Annotated in this window: 18 protein-coding genes, 1 tRNA gene, 1 pseudogene and 2 riboswitches; of the genes and pseudogenes, 6 read left to right on the forward strand and 14 right to left on the reverse strand. The window is 58.3% G+C overall.

Annotation, left to right across the window (positions count from 1 at the left end):
- Nucleotides 1–11: 11 nt before the first annotated feature.
- The 3 genes and pseudogenes from P3M64_RS13635 to P3M64_RS13640 form a co-directional block, all read right to left on the reverse strand.
- Nucleotides 12–809 (reverse strand): ABC transporter permease, encoded by a 798-nt coding sequence (locus tag P3M64_RS13635; protein WP_132940193.1) that lies wholly within the window; start codon nucleotides 807–809, stop codon nucleotides 12–14.
- A 461-nt stretch (nucleotides 810–1,270) separates the two neighbouring features.
- Nucleotides 1,271–1,438, reverse strand: a complete 168-nt coding sequence (locus tag P3M64_RS14495; RefSeq protein WP_456119838.1) for an integrase core domain-containing protein — start codon at nucleotides 1,436–1,438, stop codon at nucleotides 1,271–1,273.
- A pseudogene (locus tag P3M64_RS13640) lies at nucleotides 1,415–1,959 on the reverse strand (transposase); the annotation flags it as partial. The gene P3M64_RS14495 and the pseudogene P3M64_RS13640, both read right to left, overlap by 24 nt.
- Nucleotides 1,960–2,070: 111 nt before the next feature.
- Between P3M64_RS13640 and P3M64_RS13645 the strand changes: the two are divergent.
- Nucleotides 2,071–3,210, forward strand: a complete 1,140-nt coding sequence (locus P3M64_RS13645; protein ID WP_132940198.1) for an IS30 family transposase — start codon at nucleotides 2,071–2,073, stop codon at nucleotides 3,208–3,210.
- Nucleotides 3,211–3,327: 117 nt separating this feature from the next.
- Here P3M64_RS13645 and P3M64_RS13650 read toward each other — a convergent pair.
- From P3M64_RS13650 to P3M64_RS13670, 5 genes are all read right to left on the reverse strand, one after another.
- A tRNA-Lys gene (locus P3M64_RS13650) sits at nucleotides 3,328–3,403 on the reverse strand.
- A gap of 173 nt (nucleotides 3,404–3,576) precedes the next feature.
- A complete protein-coding gene (locus tag P3M64_RS13655; protein ID WP_243644773.1) occupies nucleotides 3,577–4,851 on the reverse strand; it encodes a CCA tRNA nucleotidyltransferase in 1,275 nt (424 codons plus the stop codon).
- A 291-nt stretch (nucleotides 4,852–5,142) separates the two neighbouring features.
- The gene (locus P3M64_RS13660; protein WP_207893162.1) at nucleotides 5,143–5,751 is read right to left on the reverse strand and encodes an NUDIX hydrolase; all 609 of its coding nucleotides are present in this window, start codon (nucleotides 5,749–5,751) and stop codon (nucleotides 5,143–5,145) included.
- 11 nt (nucleotides 5,752–5,762) lie between these two features.
- Nucleotides 5,763–6,263 carry a DUF1285 domain-containing protein gene (locus P3M64_RS13665; RefSeq protein ID WP_165886318.1) on the reverse strand — a complete coding sequence of 167 codons (501 nt, stop codon included), beginning with the start codon at nucleotides 6,261–6,263 and terminating at the stop codon, nucleotides 5,763–5,765.
- 206 nt (nucleotides 6,264–6,469) lie between these two features.
- Nucleotides 6,470–7,384: a LysR family transcriptional regulator gene (locus P3M64_RS13670; protein ID WP_132939132.1), complete on the reverse strand. Its 915-nt coding sequence runs from the start codon at nucleotides 7,382–7,384 to the stop codon at nucleotides 6,470–6,472.
- A gap of 162 nt (nucleotides 7,385–7,546) precedes the next feature.
- On the opposite strand from P3M64_RS13670, the gene wrbA reads away from it, so the two are divergent.
- The 5 genes from wrbA (at nucleotide 7,547) to P3M64_RS13695 (ending at nucleotide 10,739) form a co-directional block, all read left to right on the forward strand.
- Entirely contained in the window at nucleotides 7,547–8,149 is a 603-nt protein-coding gene (gene wrbA / locus P3M64_RS13675; RefSeq protein WP_132939112.1) for an NAD(P)H:quinone oxidoreductase, read from the forward strand.
- Between the two features lie 60 nt (nucleotides 8,150–8,209).
- Complete coding sequence (locus P3M64_RS13680) at nucleotides 8,210–8,914, forward strand: pirin family protein (protein WP_132939111.1); 705 nt, start codon at nucleotides 8,210–8,212, stop codon at nucleotides 8,912–8,914.
- A gap of 157 nt (nucleotides 8,915–9,071) precedes the next feature.
- A complete protein-coding gene (locus P3M64_RS13685; RefSeq protein WP_132939110.1) occupies nucleotides 9,072–9,497 on the forward strand; it encodes an OsmC family protein in 426 nt (141 codons plus the stop codon).
- Nucleotides 9,490–10,203, forward strand: a complete 714-nt coding sequence (locus P3M64_RS13690; RefSeq protein WP_132939109.1) for a hypothetical protein — start codon at nucleotides 9,490–9,492, stop codon at nucleotides 10,201–10,203. The genes P3M64_RS13685 and P3M64_RS13690 overlap by 8 nt, the downstream gene beginning before the upstream one ends.
- A gap of 167 nt (nucleotides 10,204–10,370) precedes the next feature.
- A complete protein-coding gene (locus tag P3M64_RS13695; RefSeq protein WP_207893161.1) occupies nucleotides 10,371–10,739 on the forward strand; it encodes a hypothetical protein in 369 nt (122 codons plus the stop codon).
- A gap of 147 nt (nucleotides 10,740–10,886) precedes the next feature.
- Here P3M64_RS13695 and gcvPB read toward each other — a convergent pair whose 3' ends face one another.
- The 6 genes from gcvPB to P3M64_RS13725 form a co-directional block, all read right to left on the reverse strand.
- Nucleotides 10,887–12,416: an aminomethyl-transferring glycine dehydrogenase subunit GcvPB gene (gene gcvPB, locus P3M64_RS13700; protein WP_243644774.1), complete on the reverse strand. Its 1,530-nt coding sequence runs from the start codon at nucleotides 12,414–12,416 to the stop codon at nucleotides 10,887–10,889.
- A gap of 34 nt (nucleotides 12,417–12,450) precedes the next feature.
- The gene (gcvPA, locus tag P3M64_RS13705; RefSeq protein WP_132939107.1) at nucleotides 12,451–13,794 is read right to left on the reverse strand and encodes an aminomethyl-transferring glycine dehydrogenase subunit GcvPA; all 1,344 of its coding nucleotides are present in this window, start codon (nucleotides 13,792–13,794) and stop codon (nucleotides 12,451–12,453) included.
- Nucleotides 13,795–13,805: 11 nt separating this feature from the next.
- A complete protein-coding gene (gene gcvH, locus P3M64_RS13710; protein ID WP_132939106.1) occupies nucleotides 13,806–14,183 on the reverse strand; it encodes a glycine cleavage system protein GcvH in 378 nt (125 codons plus the stop codon).
- 50 nt (nucleotides 14,184–14,233) lie between these two features.
- The gene (gcvT, locus tag P3M64_RS13715) at nucleotides 14,234–15,352 is read right to left on the reverse strand and encodes a glycine cleavage system aminomethyltransferase GcvT (protein WP_132939105.1); all 1,119 of its coding nucleotides are present in this window, start codon (nucleotides 15,350–15,352) and stop codon (nucleotides 14,234–14,236) included.
- Between the two features lie 66 nt (nucleotides 15,353–15,418).
- Nucleotides 15,419–15,543, reverse strand: a riboswitch (glycine riboswitch).
- A 4-nt stretch (nucleotides 15,544–15,547) separates the two neighbouring features.
- Nucleotides 15,548–15,657, reverse strand: a riboswitch (glycine riboswitch).
- 148 nt (nucleotides 15,658–15,805) lie between these two features.
- Nucleotides 15,806–16,372 carry a hypothetical protein gene (locus P3M64_RS13720; protein WP_132939104.1) on the reverse strand — a complete coding sequence of 189 codons (567 nt, stop codon included), beginning with the start codon at nucleotides 16,370–16,372 and terminating at the stop codon, nucleotides 15,806–15,808.
- Between the two features lie 79 nt (nucleotides 16,373–16,451).
- Nucleotides 16,452–16,691 carry a CDGSH iron-sulfur domain-containing protein gene (locus P3M64_RS13725; RefSeq protein WP_132939103.1) on the reverse strand — a complete coding sequence of 80 codons (240 nt, stop codon included), beginning with the start codon at nucleotides 16,689–16,691 and terminating at the stop codon, nucleotides 16,452–16,454.
- Between the last annotated feature and the right edge of the window lie 5 nt (nucleotides 16,692–16,696).

A 16,696-nucleotide genomic window follows, 5' to 3' on the forward strand; every position in this document is an offset into this window, starting at 1 on the left:
AATTTCAGTTGCTAAATATCAGCGAATTCAGGCTGCAAACGTCGGAAAACATAATTTCCGACAAGAAATACCAGTACCGCGATAGTCCAAAAGGAAATTGTTTGCGTTATCCCAGGTAGAACAACGTGATCATAAACTAAAGTTCCACGATAACCTTCCACGATGTAGTACATTGGGTTATATTCGACTATTCCCAGATACTCCTTTGGGAGAATACTTGGCGACCACACTATCGGAGTTCCCCAAAATAAGAGGTTAAGAAGTATGGTGAGCGCTTCAGAAATATCTTTATAAAAAACTTGTAGCGCCGACAACAGCCACCCTAGTCCAAGCAAAAGAAACGACGTCGAAAAAAGAAAATACAAGAAAAGCAACCTACCGGGAGTAAATGTTATATTAAAGAATACAAGCATTCCGCATAATATCACAAAAAACACAGCGTGCGTGAATAGTTCAGAGCTGAGATACACAATCGGAAATATCTCGGTCGGAAAAATTGTTTTTTTAACAAGATGCATATTTCTCGAAACTGAATTTGTTATGGAAATCAAAGAACTATTAAAAAAAATCCACGGTACCAACCCACTGACGAACCAAAGTATGTAGGGTGCGCTACCTCCCCCCTTCGCCTTGAAGCCAACGGCAAATACAAAGTAGAAAACCGTCACAATCGCGACGGGGTGGGCTATCATCCAAAGCCATCCTCCCAGGGTCCCAGCATACTTGCTTTGCAAATCGCGCCACGCCAACGCAAGGACCATCTCGCGGTATTTTACGATGCTGCGGATGAAATGAACAGGTGCACCCATAGGGATATTGATCCAACTCAATGAAGCTCAGTAAGCTCACACCGAATCCATCTCGGCCTCTCGGCGCGGCCTGATTTGGATTCCCGCTCCCTCACTGTCCATAATTCTTTCGACCTAACGCAACATAGCCATGATCGTACGTGAGCACAACGCCCTTAACCATATTCGGAACAGGAATTTTAGCCTGATGTGAACCTGGAAACCCGGACAGGTTACAAAGGCTGGAACTGACGTGCGACCCGTTTTTCTGAATATTGATCGATAGGGAAGATGCAAAAACGGTTGTGAGAAAGCCTCGGCAGACGACCATCAAAACCCGGCTTGATGCAGCCTTTGCGATTCTGAGCGTTGATTCTGGACTGGTCTCTGGCGGATTTAGGTTGCGATCAGGGATGCAGAGGCAGGCAAGGAACTTACTGGGTAATACCCCCTTTTTGAATGGTCTCTGCAAGTAGAATGTTTTAAGCTGCCATGGGCATGCCCATGGCAAGTTTTTGTTTTGGCGTTATTCCGCCAATGGCCATGTTGGGCCGTTCATTGTTGTAAGTCCACAACCATGCTGTGGCTGCTTCCTGTACCTCGTCAATCGTTTCAAAAATATATTGGTTCAGCGCCAGCTCGCAGTAAATCCGATAAACACGTTTGTGGTTCCAGCCAAAGCCCCTGACGTTACGCAAATACAAAAAGCACAGCTTGAAGCCCCAGTTGCGTTGCCGGTTCGTCAGCAAGATCAACCCGTCGGCAATCTCGGCATTCTCATCGCTCAGCTTCGGCTGATAGCGATAGCAGCTTTCACTGATCGTGAAGGCCGCGCACGCTGACCGGATGTTAAGCCGCCCCGTGTTGACAGCACATTGTGCCATCTCACGACGCCGGGACGGCTTCACCACTTTTTTGCCAGGGCTTCCTTGATGACATTGTTTTGAAGTTGCACATCGGCGTACATCTTCTTGAGTCGGCTGTTTTCAGCCTCAAGTTCCTTCATCCGCCCCATCAGTGACGCATCCATGCCGCCATATTTGGCCCGCCATTTATAAAAGCAGGCATTGCTCATACCGTGCTCTCGGCAAAGCTCCGGAACCGGCGTGCCAGCCTCCGCCTGCTTCAAAATATTGATGATCTGGCTGTCCGTGTATCGGGATTTCTTCATTTGAATCTCCTGTAAAAACATTACGAGAAAATTCTACTTTTGAAGACGATGGATTCAATTGGTCGATGCAACATACTCTGAACGCCTTATAGATAATGAGGATTACGGTATATGCAAAAGCCACCCCCTATGAACGATCAAAAGAAGGCGGTTATTTGGGATGAATGGAAAAATGGGATTCCCATGATTCAGATTGCCCGAGCCATTGAAAAACCTCCAGCAACGATATTCTCATATTTACGCTACCACGGCGGGATCCAGCTTCGTCATCGAATACGATCCACGAGGTCTTTATCTTTGGGCGAGCGCGAAGAAATATCGAGAGGCGTGGTGACGGGTCAAAGTATTCGATCGATTGCCAGCTTTCTGGGTCGAAGTGCCTCTACTGTCTGCCGGGAGATCAAGAAGAATGGAGGACGCCTTCGATATAGAGCCGCAGATGCCGATAAGGCCGCTTGGCAACGATCTAAACGGCCAAAGCCATGCCTTCTTGCTAAAAACATCCTCTTAAAAGGACTGGTTACGCGTAAAGTGTCTGAAAATTGGTCACCTGAACAAATATCGGGTTGGCTAAAACTGACATATCCAGACGATGAAAGTTTACGCGTGTCCCCCGAAACAATTTACAAAAGTTTGTTTATACAAACGCGTGGTTTATTTCGAAAGGAAATGCGAAACCACCTGAGAACCAAACGCAAGTTCAGGCATTCTAAAAACCATAAAGTGGCCTCCAGGGGAGCGATTGTTGGCGGTGTTTCGATCAGTGAACGACCGGCCTTAATCGAAGATCGGGCCGTTCCTGGGCATTGGGAAGGCGATCTCATCTGCGGTTCAAAGAACAGTTACATTGCGACGGTTGTGGAACGCCAATCGAGGTTTACAGTCTTGGTGAAAGTCGATGGAAAAGACACGGAGACCGTTGTGACCGCGTTATCGAAGCAAATGAAAAAACTACCGAACCTTTTGAGGCAAAGTCTAACTTGGGATCGGGGCACAGAATTAGCCGCACACCGAAAGTTCTCAATGGCAACGAACATGGACGTATATTTTTGTGATCCAAGCAGCCCTTGGCAGCGAGGAACAAACGAGAATACGAATGGATTGCTGCGGCAATATTTTCCCAAGGGACATTGCTTGTCAGGATATTCACAGCGCGACCTCAATAGAGTTGCTGAAAAACTTAACAGTCGCCCAAGAAAAACATTGGACTTCGAAACGCCAGCTCATAGACTCGACACGGTGTTGCTGTGACCAATTGAATCCATCACCACTCTTTTTCGGGGGCATTACCATCCCTGCACTGCTTACCTATCGCTTACCCGAAAAAACCAACGCCTCAGCCGATACCAGCTAAGGCGTTGTTTGAATTGGTGGGCGCAGTAGGGCTCGAACCTACGACCCGCTGATTAAGAGTCAGCTGCTCTACCAACTGAGCTATGCGCCCCAAATGTTTTTCATCGCGCTTCAGCGATTGAGGGAGAGGGCTTTGCATCCGTTCCAAGGGGCGTCACGACGGCGCGTGGGTTTTTGGTGCGGATGGGTCCGGTCCCGTTTGGGTGGGCATCATATAAAACGCCGCTCCTTGAGGCGCAACCCCTTTTTCTTGCCGGGGGGGGATTAACTTTCGGCGATCCGGCGCAGGTGCTCCAGGCAAGCGCTGCGATCGGGAACGAAGTCGGCGTCTTGCCACCAGGCTTCCGTATTCTTCAGAAAGTTTCCCATTTGGGGGCCCGGCGGGATTCCCAGGTCGAGAAGATCGCGGCCCTTGAGTGGGAATTCGGGTCGCCGCCACGTCGCCGTTTCCTCGACAATCGCGATCCAGGCGTCGGTGCGCGGGCGGGGAAGGTGGGCGTTTAGCGTCAATTCATCGGCCCAGGCGAGCAGGGCGAGATCGCGGACGTTGGTATTGCCGAAGCGATAGAGCATTCGGTGGCGGGCCGCGACTGGAAGGTCCGGGCTGATGGCTTCCGGTGGGGCCAACATCAGGCGCAAGTGGGCGCGTTCCTTATTTGAAAATTTCAGGCGGTCGGCGATGGGATCGCCATCGGTGGGCGTGCCGCCTTTGCCGATCAACGCCGCCAATCGGCGTACGGGCGAGGGTTCCAGCCCTTCGACCCTGACCGCCCGGGTGCTGAGCCATTCGGTCATCCTAAGGCGGGCGATATTGCGGGCCTCGGGCAGGATATAGTCGAGCACCGTTTCCTCGCGCATCACGATCAGGGTGTCGGCCGGATTGGGGCCTGTCAGAATACGAAACAGCTCGCCGCGCACCCGCTCGCCGGAAAGCTCGGGAAGGCGGCACGCCAGATTCCGGCAGGCGTTGCGCGCCTCGATATCGAGCGGCGGGCGTCCGTAAGCGGCCTGGAAACGGAAAAAACGCAGAAGGCGCAAGACGTCCTCGGTGATGCGTTGGCGGGCGTCGCCGACGAAGCGAATCCGGCCTAGCCCAAGGTCTTCGAGGCCGCCGTAAGGGTCGAAAATATCGCCGTCCTGGGTACAAGACATGGCGTTGATGGTGAAATCTCGCCGGGCGGCGTCCTGGGTCCAGTCGTCGGTATAGGCAACCTGGGCGCGCCTGCCGTCGGTGGCGACGTCGATACGCAGCGTGGTGACCTCGAAGTGCGTAGAGCCGATCACGGCGGTGATCGTACCGTGGTCGATCCCGGTGGGGATCGCCTTGATGTCGGCGGCCTCCAATAAGGCGATCACGGTTTCCGGCGGGGCGGGGGTCGCGATGTCGATGTCGTTGACGGGACGCTTTAAAATGCTGTCGCGTACGCAACCGCCGACGAAGCGGGCCTCGTCCCCCCGCGCGGTTAGGGCCGCCATCACGGACTGAGTTTCGGGCCAAAGCATCCACGGTTGGCGAGGAATTTGTCCTGTCGGATCCACGTTGGGGCGTCCTTTTGCGACATTGGGGCATGCGTATGGGGCGCCGTGGGCGCGCTCCGTCTAAAAATACGCTTCTAATCGTGTGTACGGCAAGAAAGCGTTAACCGAGTGGGGCGGGACGGCGGCATTCGTGGCGGGGAACCCTGGTCTAGTGGATCGGGCCGACGTTTTGCTCCCGCGAACCATCGGGCCGACCACTATCTATCTTTTTGTTGCAGTTTGATTTCTTCATGCATTTGTGTCCAATTGCATCGGACTCAAATGTTAAACTCAAACCACTAGGTCCTGAGCCTAGGCGAGACGTCGATACAAATTTATCAGTATGCTCGCCGTCGCGCCCCAAATGTAATAAGGGCCATAAGGTATGGCGTGATAGTGGCGCGCCACGCCCTTGATGACGGCATCGTGGCGTTTGTGATTGGTCGGATCCATCAAGAATGAGAGAGGCGCTTCGAAAATCTCGGCGACCTCGAAAGGGTCGGGGACCGGGGTCAGTGGGGCCTTTACCAGGGCGACGATGGGGCTTATGGAGAATCCGGTGCCGGTGACGTAGGTATCGAGCCGTCCGATGATATCGACGTCGTGTGGGTCGAGCCCGGTTTCCTCCCAGGCTTCACGCAGCGCCCCCTCGGCGGGGCTTTCGCCGTCCTCCAGACGTCCGCCGGGGAAGCTGATTTGGCCGGGGTGATGGGCGAGATGATCGGTGCGACGGGTCAGCAAAATGGTGCTTTCCCTGGGGTTCTGGACGATAGCGATGAGAACGGCGGCGTCGCGCAGAACGTCGCCGCGCGGCAGGGTGGGGTCAACGTCGCGATCCCCCGCGAGGCCATGGTTCTGTCCACGAGAAGGTGTTTTCAGATGGCGAACAAGCCACTCTTTTTTGATTCTGACACGCGTCACTCACGCTCCTGTCACTCATGCTCGTTAAGTGAGCCGAGTTCGAAAAACAGGCCGGCGCTCCATACCCCAAACAAGGTTTTTTCCCCGACCCGGCGTTCTTCGCCTCGTTCGACCAATTCATAATAAACCGCACGGCTCAAGCGGGCGTCAAGCCCATCGCGCACGGTGACGACGGGTGACGGCTCGTGGGTTGTGGGATTGATCGAAATGCGCAGCGGGTGGGCGGCGTCGATGGTGATAATTTCGTCAATGTTGGTGCGTAGGCTGATCACTTGATTTTCCCCGCTACCCACGAAGAACAGCTCAACCCCGATGAACGGCGTATCCTCAACCTCGATGCGGCCCATTTCATCGGGGGTGACCAGCCAAAAATCACCTTCCTCATCGCGCAGCAAAACGGATGCGAACAGGCAGACCATCTCCTTACGCAAGACGGGAGTTCCATTATAAAACCACCCACCTTCGCGGTCGATCCGAATGTCGAGATCGCCGCAAAAAAATCTGGAATTCATGGGCGCATGCTCCCCACCCTTATCGTTCTCTGTTCCGGTGGGGAAGGGTATGACGCCATGTATATTTGAAAAACCTTTAGCCATAATTCCCCATTGTAGCGCATGTCATCACCTTAGATATAGGTATCCGCATGCCGGGTTGCGAAATACTTTTACAGTTTTCTCGTGGGGGGAAGGGTGTCCGGGAGGGACGTTGGGGTTACGTCTTATGGGGCGTTGTTTCCAGGGATACCCCAATAGGGGCGTCGTCCGACGGTTTCTTTTGCGAAGGCGATAAAGGCGCGGACCTTAGCCGACAAGTGGCGTCCCGGCGGGTAAACCGCGTGCACCGCGCTCGAAGGGATGGGGAAGTCGCCCAGTGCGCTGACCAGCCGTCCGGATTGAATGCTTTGTCCGACGATGAAGTCGGGTTCGAGGATGACCCCCAAGCCGTCGCATGCCGCGGCGCGCAGGGCTTCGCCGTTATTGGTGCGAAAATTTCCCGATACCTTGACAATTATCGGGCCTTCGGACGTTTCGAAACGCCATTCCGGCGGCGTATAGGCATAAAGCAGGCAGTTATGCGCCCTCAGGTCTTCCGGGCGGTGGACGGCGGGGGCGTCGCGCCAATATTCGGGCGATGCGCAAACAAGCATGCGCACCGGAGCCAGTTTTTGCGCGATCAGACTGGAATCGGACAACGTCGCGATACGGATCGCTAAATCATACCCTTCATCGATGACGTCAACGATGCGGTCGCTGAGGTCGAGATCAACCCTCAGACGAGGGTGTTTGGCGATCAATGCGCCGATATGCGGAGCCAAGTGCTTGGTCCCGAAGGTCATCGGCGCGCTGATGCGCAAGGTGCCTCGGGGTTCGGCGTTGAGGCTTCCGGCCTGGGCGTCGGCCTCTTCGACGTCGGAAAGGATACGCACCGTGCGTTCCAGATAGGCGCTGCCGACTTCCGTCAGGTTTAACCGGCGCGTGGTGCGGTTGATCAGTCGCACACCTAAGTGATCTTCCAGGGTCGAGACCATTTTGCTGGCCGCCGCCTTTGATATGCCCAGTTCGTTCGCCGCCGCGGTGAAGCTTTCGCTTTCGGCGACGTGGGCGAAGACCGTCATGGCGGCGAGCTTGTCCATAGGGTTCACAATATTGTTTCTTAATGGGAAACAATATTGTGAATTTTGCTATGATTGTCAATTTTTTATTAAATGAATAGGGTTTCTTTCAGCCGGAATTTTTGTTGCCCCCGTGAACGAGATCACAGCTGCGGGCGTCCATCTATCAGGAAGGAGTCACTCATGAGTAAGGTTTTGGTGCTTTATTACAGTTCTTACGGCCATGTCGAAACGATGGCCGAGGCGGTGGCCGACGGTGTGCGGTCGATCGACGGCGCACAGGCGACGTTGATGCGCGTTCCCGAGGTGATGTCGTCCGAAGCCGCCCAGGGTGCGGGGTTTAAGGTCGATCAAAAGGCTCCGTTGGCGACGCCCGAGGCGCTCGCCGATTTCGACGCGATTATTTTCGGCACACCGACCCGTTTCGGCAACATGGCGGCGCAGATGCGTAATTTCCTCGATCAGACGGGTGGGTTGTGGATGAAAGGCGCTTTGGCGAGCAAGATCGGCAGCGTGTTCGTGTCCACGGCGACACAGCACGGCGGTCATGAGACCACGATCACCTCGTTTCACACCACCCTTTTCCATCACGGCATGATCGTGGTCGGGGTGCCTTGTACGTGTCAGGAATTGATGGTCATGGATGAAATTAGCGGTGGGACGCCCTATGGCGCGGGAACCATGGCGGCGCCCGACGGTTCACGCACGCCCAGCGCGAACGAATTGGCCATCGCCCGTTTTCAGGGCGCACATGTGGCGGAGATCGCTCAAAAATTGTTCGCCTAGGCCGCCGCCTTTCCCGCATGAACGCACACGCGGAAAAACCGATGGAGAAAAGGAAAGACGATGATTGATGTTCGCTCATTTGAAAGTTTGGGTCATGCCGACCATGGTTGGTTGAACGCCCGCCATCATTTCAGTTTCGCCGATTATTTCGATCCGGAACGTACCCGTTTCGGCGCGCTTCGGGTGTGGAACGACGATTTGATCGCGGCGCAGACCGGTTTCGACATGCATCCGCATCGGGACATGGAAATCATCACTTACCTGCGTCAGGGGGCGGTCAGCCACCAAGACAGCCTAGGCAACCGGGGGCGCACCCGCCAGGGTGAGGTTCAGGTGATGAGCGCAGGCACCGGAATAGTGCACGCGGAACATAACCGCGAGGACGGGCCGTTGCGCCTGTTTCAAATCTGGATCGAACCCGATCGCGCGGGTCACCAACCGAGATGGGAAACCCGCAGCTTCGATACCCCCGCCCGCGAGGGGCGATTCGAAGTGTTGGTCAGTGGGCGAGGGGGCGAGGCGCATGACGGCGCATTGTTCATCCATCAGGACGCCGCATTGTCGGCCACGGTGCTGAACAAGGGGGAACAGGCCGTCTATCCTCTCGAAAAGGGGCGCAAGGCCTATGTCGTTCCCGCTCGGGGTGTGATCGAGGTCAATGGCGTGGCGCTCTCCGAACGTTCGGGAGCGGCGATTGACGAAGAAGACGGGATCGTCGTCAAGGCCCGCGAGGACAGTGAAGTGGTCTTGGTGGACGTGCCGTAACGCACCGTGCGCCGCCGCCGGTTTTTCGTGTGGAAAAGATCGCACCGTCACGATGAATTTGCTACGATGACGCGTCGCTCGCGGAAAAGCGGCGTGTCATCGCATGCCGATATGGACCCGGATGAGGTCCGAAGGTCGGCGCTCGAAAGGGATTTTCATGCAGGTGCGTATAAAATGGGCCGGGGACAAGATGTTCATCGGCGAGGCGGGCAGTGGTCATGCGGTGATCATGGACGGCGCGCCGGAGCATGGCGGACGCAATATGGGCGTGCGACCGATGGAAATGTTGTTGTTGGGACTGGGGGGGTGCACGTCGTTCGATGTGACCATGATCCTCGAGAAGGCGCGCCAGAAGGTGCATGACTGCATCGCCGAAATTACCGCCGAGCGGGCGGAAACCGACCCTAAAGTGTTTACCCGGATTCATGTCCATTTTAAAATTAGCGGCAAAAATCTGGACCCCAAACACGTCGCCCGCGCGATTGACCTCTCGGCGGAGAAGTATTGCTCGGCCTCGATCATGCTGGCGAAATGCGCTGAGATTACCCATGACTTCGAAGTGATCGAGGATCGTGATGATTAAAAAAGGCGCCGTGTTGGTTTTTGTCTTGTTCCTCGCCGGATGCGCCTATCGGGGGGGGATCGATCAGCCCGTGGTGCGCAAACTGTCGTGGTTTTCCTACCTTAACGGAGACGATATCCGCCGCCAGTGCACGGCGGGCGCGCCGGATCACTATCGTCTTGTTTACAACGGCATTTACCTTCAGCAGGTGCGTATGTACGAGATTGGCGGCGCGCCCGGCGCGGCCATGGAAACCGGCGCGCGCGGCGCGACCATGGAAACACGCGTTCTCGGCCCCGCCGATGTCAGTGATTTTACCGTCGGGACGCCGGGCGATCTTTTCGCGCCGTGGCGCGGCGCGGAGGCGCACCGTACGCTCAGCCCGACGCAGATGCAAACCTTGCGCGACGATCTTGGCCGCGACGGCGCGTTCGCCGGCGCGCCCGAAGGGCTGGAACTAAATTCCGCCGATTTTTACTGGACCGTGGTGGCCTGTGTCGGGGGAAAAACCCATTTTGCCGCTTATCGCTGGCCGTCCGCGGCGTTTAAGGGGCTGACCTTTCCCCAGGACGTTTTCGCCTGGGATAATAGCAAGATCGCCGTCAATCTCCCCCACAGCGTGTCCACGGCGGCCCTGTACCGCGATTATAAACGGAAATATCACAAGGCCCTGTCCTTCAATATCCGTGTCGGGAAAACGGGTTTGAGCGATTATCTCGCCTTCTAGAAAGTTTCCGAATTTAGGAGGCGTGCCGAAAAACTGCGATGGCGGTGAACCGGCGTTAGCGCAAATAATGCTTAGCGCGAATAATGCGCTGGCATTTGATGCGGTCTTTTTTATATCATTGAATAATAAACTTTTTATGTTCCGAATGATTGGACGGGAGGGGTTTTATGCCCTACATCATGCGCAATGCCGAAGGGCGCATTATTGCGGTGTTGAGCGAAGAGGTCGAGGGTTCCGAATTCGTGGCGGCCAACGATCACGAGCTGACGTCCTTTCTTCAGAACGATAGCCCCGAAGCCCGCGCCCAGCAGGAATTGCTCGAATCGGATTTGGGCATTATTCGTATTTTGGAAGATTTGATCGACATCCTGATCGAACGGGGTGCGATCATGTTTTCCGATTTTCCCGAACCGGCGCAACGCAAGCTGCTCGCCCGTCGCGGCCTGCGCAAGGAATTCGCCTATATGGACGACTTATTCGGCGGCGGCGAGGACGCCTTGCCGCAGACCGACGCCGACGAGGACGGATTGTTTTAAACCCGCCGCCGTGTCGCCGGCCTTGTCTTCGTTGCTGCTCTGATGTCTGCTGCTCTGATGTCTTCGCCGCCGGCCCGGAAAGAACGCGGGCGGCGGCCCGAGTCCGGGGTCGTCCGTTAACCGCCGCCGCGTCCGAGGGGGATGTTTTTATTGCGCCGCCGAAGTTCCCTCCGTCTCGGCTTTCCAGCGCAGCACCGGCTTGCGCGCGGCTGCGGTTTCGTCGAGCCGGCGTCGCGGGGTGAAGCGCGGAGCGTCCTTAAACGTCTGGATATCGCCGGATTTCGCCCGCGCGCACAGCGCCCGCAAGGTCGCGATGTATTGATCGAGGGTTTCCTTGCTCTCGCTTTCCGTCGGTTCCATCAGCAGGGCGCCGTGGACGACCAGCGGGAAGTACATGGTCATCGGATGGAAGCCTTCGTCGATCATCGCCTTGGCGAAATCCAAGGTGGTGACCCCGGTATCTTTAAGGAAATGATCGTCGAACAGGGCCTCGTGCATGCACGGTCCCGGGAACGAGGCGCTCATCACATCTTGCAGGCTGGCGAGCAGATAGTTGGCGCTTAACACCGCGTCGCCCGAGGCTCGGCGCAGGCCGTCCGCGCCGTGGCTGAGCATATACGCCAGCGAGCGGATGAACATTCCCATCTGGCCGTGGTAGCCCTTCAGGCGGCCGAACGGCTGGGCGTCGCCGCCTTCGTCGTGTTCGACGAGGCGGTACCCCGCCGCGTCATGAACCACATAGGGCAGCGGGGCGAAGGGGGCCAGGGCCGCCGACAACACCACCGGGCCCGCACCGGGGCCGCCGCCGCCGTGCGGGGTGGAAAACGTCTTGTGCAGGTTGATGTGCATGCAGTCGATGCCCAGATCGCCGGGGCGCACGCGGCCCATGATGGCGTTCAGATTGGCGCCGTCGCAGTAGAAGTAGCCGCCGGCGTCGTGGATCGCCTCGGCGATGGCGATCATGTCGTTTTCGAACAGGCCGCAGGTATTGGGGTTGGTCAGCATGATCGCGGCGACGTCGTCGCCCAGTTTCGCCTTGAAGGCGTCAAGATCGACCCGGCCGCGTGCGTTGGCGGGGATCGAATCGACACTGAACCCGCATGCCGCGGCGGTCGCCGGGTTGGTGCCGTGGGCCGATTCGGGAACCAGGACGCGACCGCGCTTCTCGCCGCGGACGTCGATGGCGGCCTTGATCGCCATCATTCCGCATAATTCGCCGTGCGCCCCCGCGGCGGGCGACATGGCGACGGCGGGCATCGCGGTGATCGTTTTTAACCAATGCGCCAGGGTGTCGATCAGCTCCAGCGCGCCTTGCGCGGTGCTGTCCGGCTGCATCGGGTGCAGATCGCCCAATCCCTTGGCGCGGGCAAGCTTTTCGTTGAGCCTGGGGTTGTGCTTCATGGTGCACGAGCCGAGCGGGTACATCCCCGAATCGATGCCGTAGTTTTTCTGGCTGAGCCGGGTGAAATGGCGCACGACCTGAGGCTCGCTGAGACCGGGCAGACCGACCGGGGCGCGGCGCTTCAACCCGCCCAAGCGGTCTTGGACGGCGGGGGCGGGATCGAGATCGACCCCGCAACGGCCCTGGGCGTCCAATTCGAAAATCAGCGGTTCTTCCAGATGAAGGGCGCGATTGCCGGTGAAAGTCTCGCCCGCGGGGGAAATGGAGCCGGCCATGGGCTGGCCCTTGCGTCCTTGCGATACGTCCATTTTACAGAACCTCTTTAAGTGCGGCGCACAGCCGCGCGATGTCGTCGTCGCCGACCGTTTCGCTGGCGGCGAGAAGAAGATGGTTGGCGAATTGCGCGCGCCCGGGCATCAGGCGCGACAGCGGAACCCCGCCCAGGATGCCCCTGGCGGCGAGGTCCTCGACCACCAACGCCGCGGGGCGCGTCAGTTCGACGGTAAACTCGTTGAAGAAGGTGTCGTTGACCACGCGCACGCCGTTGATGGCGGCCACCTTATCGGCCAGCATGACCGCCTTGGCATGGTTGATCTCGGCAAGGCGGCGCAGGCCGTCCTCGCCCAGCAACGACATGTGGACGGTGAACGCCAGGGCGCACAGTCCGGCGTTGGTGCAGATGTTGCTGGTCGCCTTCTCGCGGCGGATATGCTGTTCGCGCGTGGACAGGGTAAGCACCCAACCCCGCTTACCCTCACTGTCCCGGGTTTGTCCGCAGACCCGGCCCGGCATCTGACGCACGTATTTGTCGCGGGTGGCGAACAGGCCGACATAGGGGCCGCCGAACGACAGCGCATTGCCGATCGACTGGCCCTCGCCGACGACGATATCCGCGCCCATTTCCCCCGGTGGGGCGATCAGGCCGAGGGAAACCGCCTCGGTAAAGACCGCGATCAAAAGCGCGCCCTTTTCGTGACAAGCCTCGGCCAGGGCGGTGAGGTCATGCAGGCGTCCGAAGACGTCGGGGGTCTGCACCACGACGCAGGCGGTATTGTCGTCGATTAGGCCGGCGATATCCTCGTCGCCCTCAAGACGGGGGGCGGGGCCGGTCATCTCGTGGCCCAGGAAGCGGGCGTGGGTGTCCGCGACCGCGCGGTAATGGGGATGCAGTCCGCCGGAAAGCACGGCGCGCCCGCGTCGGGTGATACGCGCCGCCATCATCACCGCCTCGGCGCAGGCGCTGGCGCCGTCATACATCGAGGCGTTGGCGACATCCATCCCCGTCAGCAGGGCGACCTGGGTCTGAAATTCGAACAATGCCTGTAAGGTGCCCTGTGAGACTTCGGGCTGGTAGGGGGTGTAGGCGGTGAGAAACTCGCCGCGCTGGATCATATAATCGACGGTGGCGGGGATGTGGTGGCGGTAAGCCCCCGCCCCCAGGAAACACGGCGCGTCGCTGGGGCTGATATTCTTCGCCCCCAGCGCGGCGATCGTCCGTTCGACATCCTGTTCCCCCTTGTGCAGGGGCAGGTCCACGGGGTCGGTGAGTAGGGCGCCGGCGGGGACGTCGCAATACAAATCGCGCGTCGCGCCGACGCCGATTTTGTCCAGCATGGCGCTGCGATCGGCGTCGGTCAGGGGCAGGTAACGCATGGTGTCTTTCCTTATTCGAGGCCCGCGGTGTAGGCCCGATAGGCGTCTTCATCCATCAAGCCGTCCAGTTCGCCGGCGTCGGCGATCGACATCTTGAAGAACCAGCCGTCGCCATTGGCGTCGGGGCTGACCGCGGTCGGGTCGTCGGCGACGGCGGCGTTGCCTTCAAGCACGGCGCCGGAAAGGGGGGCATAGATCTCGCTGGCGGCCTTGACCGATTCGACGACGGCGGCTTCGTCCCCCTGTTTCAGTTCGCGCCCGGCCTCGGGCACCTCGACGAAGACCAGATCGCCAAGCTGCTCCAGGGCGTATTGGCTGACCCCGACGTAGGCGCTGTCGCCTTCGACGCGGACCCATTCGTGTTCCTTGGTGTATTTGACGGTGCTCATTGGTGGGCGTTCCTTTAACGGTCTTGGTGATGGGGGTGAAAAAAGCGGTCTTATTTGATTTTGTAGTTATGGGCGACAAACGGCATTTTGACGACCTTGGCGGGCAGCGCTTTGCCGCGCACGATCAGTTGCACCGGCGTGTCCGGGGCGGCGTGGGCGCTGGCGACATAGCCCATCGCGATGGGGCCGCCGACGCTGGGGCCGAAACCGCCGCTGGTGATTTCGCCGATCCGCGCGCCGTCGATATCCTGAATTTCGGTGTGTTCGCGCGCCGGGGCGCGCCCTTCGGGCAGGATGCCGACGCGCTTGCGCCGGACGCCGTTTTTGATCTGATCGAGGATGATATCCGCGCCGGGGAAACCGCCTTCTTCGCGGCGGCGCTTGTTGATCACCCAATTCAGGCCGGCTTCGCTGGGGGTCGTGTCCTGGTCGATGTCGTGGCCGTAGAGGCACAATCCGGCTTCTAGGCGCAGCGAATCGCGCGCGCCCAATCCCGCCGGGGCGACTTCGGGTTCGTCCAGCAAGATGCGCGCCAATTCCAGGGCGCGATCGGCGGGAACCGATATCTCATAGCCGTCCTCGCCGGTATAACCCGAACGGGTGACGAAACAGGGGATGGCGGCGATCGTCAATTCGGCGAAGCTCATGAACAGCATATGGCGCGCAGGCGGACAGAGGCGGGCGAGCACCGTTTCGGCCTCGGGTCCTTGCAGCGCCAATAGGGCGCGGTCGTCGATAATCTCCAACGTCGCCGCGCCCTCGGTGTGGTGGGCGATGTGGGCGAAATCCTGCTCCTTGCAGGCGGCGTTGACCACCAGATAAAGATCGCCGCCCAACTGGGTCGCCATCAGATCGTCGAGGATGCCCCCCTTGTCGTTGGTCAAGATGCTGTAGCGGGTTTTGCCCGCGGCCATGCCTTGATAATCGCCGGGGACGATTTTTTCGAACGCCTTGGCGGCATTTTCGCCGCGCAGAAAAGCCTGGCCCATGTGCGAGACGTCGAACAGCGCGGCATGCGCGCGGGTGTGCAGATGTTCCTTGAGAATGCCCGCCGGGTACTGCACCGGCATGTCGTAACCGGCGAAGGGCACCATCTTGGCGCCTAATTCACGGTGCAGGGCGTCCAACGGAGTGGTTTTCAGGGGGGGAGTCTGGGGGGTGTCGCTCACGGAATTCTCCAACAGATCGGCGGCGTTCTGGCCCGCGGGCGCGGTTCGTGAGCCGGTGAATGCCCCCTCTGTCTTGGAACCTGAAAGATTCCCGGCGCCCCACGAACCTTCGCGAGAAGCAGGTTACATCTTCGGTGAGGCGCTCCGTTTTTTCCCTTTTACGGGATGTTGCGGGCGCCTGCTTTCCAGAGCCTCTAGCCGTCCACGGTCCTTTTGCCTGAGAGTTTCCGGGGTGGTTGCTCCTTCGGCGCCGACGCTTCGCATTAAGAAAACGCGAAAGGGGCGGTCTCTCCCGTGGCGGTACGTAGTTGAGGTACCTTATTTTCGTCCTTGTGTCGGAGCACGCCCCGACGGGGGTATTCTAGAGATTGCCTTTACCACGTCAATCGCCATGCGCGCGATATGCGCGGTTTTTTTGATAACCGTGGGGGGGGAGTTCGATTTCGGTGGGCGTTATTGGCCTTGGGCCCGGATTTTAAGGTTGTGTTGATATTCGTCCCGGCTCAAGACGAAGCCGACATAGACGGTGAAGTCGCTCGGTTTTTGTCCCTTTTCAACGGGAATTGTCAGGGTTATGGGGACATCGTCCGACCACAGCACCCGCGTCAGGTTCTGGGGAAAGGTGATGTGCAACGGAAAGGTTCGGCGCATCCACAACGGGTGTTGCTTGCTCGACAAGGCGACGAAGTAGGCGAGCGCGGCAGTCCCTTCGGTATTGGCGGGACCGCGGGAGAGGGAAAGGACGGGGCTGACTTGCACGGTCATCGTCCCCGCGCCGTTTTTGTCGAAGGCGTTTTCGCACAGCGAATTCAGGCGCAGGATATCGCCCGAATAGCGGATGTCGGTAATGTCATGTCCGCCATCCGGCGTGAAGTGGGTGATTGCGCCGGCGTTTTGTAAAATGGCGATACGCGGGCACGCGGGGGGAATTTTTTCGGCGAACGGATTGGGCAAAGAGGAACATGCCCCCAGAAACGCCAGGGCGGCGATGGCGAAAACCGTGCGTGGGGGAAATTTCATGAGCTTTCCTGCGTGAGGCTTCCTTGCGTGGAAAGGGGAGGGGCGTTATTCGAAAACGGAGCCCGATACGTTGAGGAAATTACAGTTTCGAGTGGGTTCCGTCACAATAAGGCGGCGTCTTGGTGGCCTTGCACCCGCACAGGTGAGCCGTCCCGGTTTTCTCGGCGGTGAAAACCATCGGCTTGAAATCGCTTCCCTTGTGGGCGCCGTCGCACATCGGCTGTTTGGCGCTGTGTCCGCAGGCGCACCAGTAGTAGGTCTTGCCTTCCTCAAGCTCGGTGGCGTAGGGGGCCTTTTGCGCAATGTGTGGGGTGGTCATAAAGG

Source organism: Varunaivibrio sulfuroxidans (assembly GCF_029318635.1).
In the GTDB taxonomy this organism is placed as follows: Bacteria; Pseudomonadota; Alphaproteobacteria; order Rhodospirillales; family Magnetovibrionaceae; genus Varunaivibrio; species Varunaivibrio sulfuroxidans.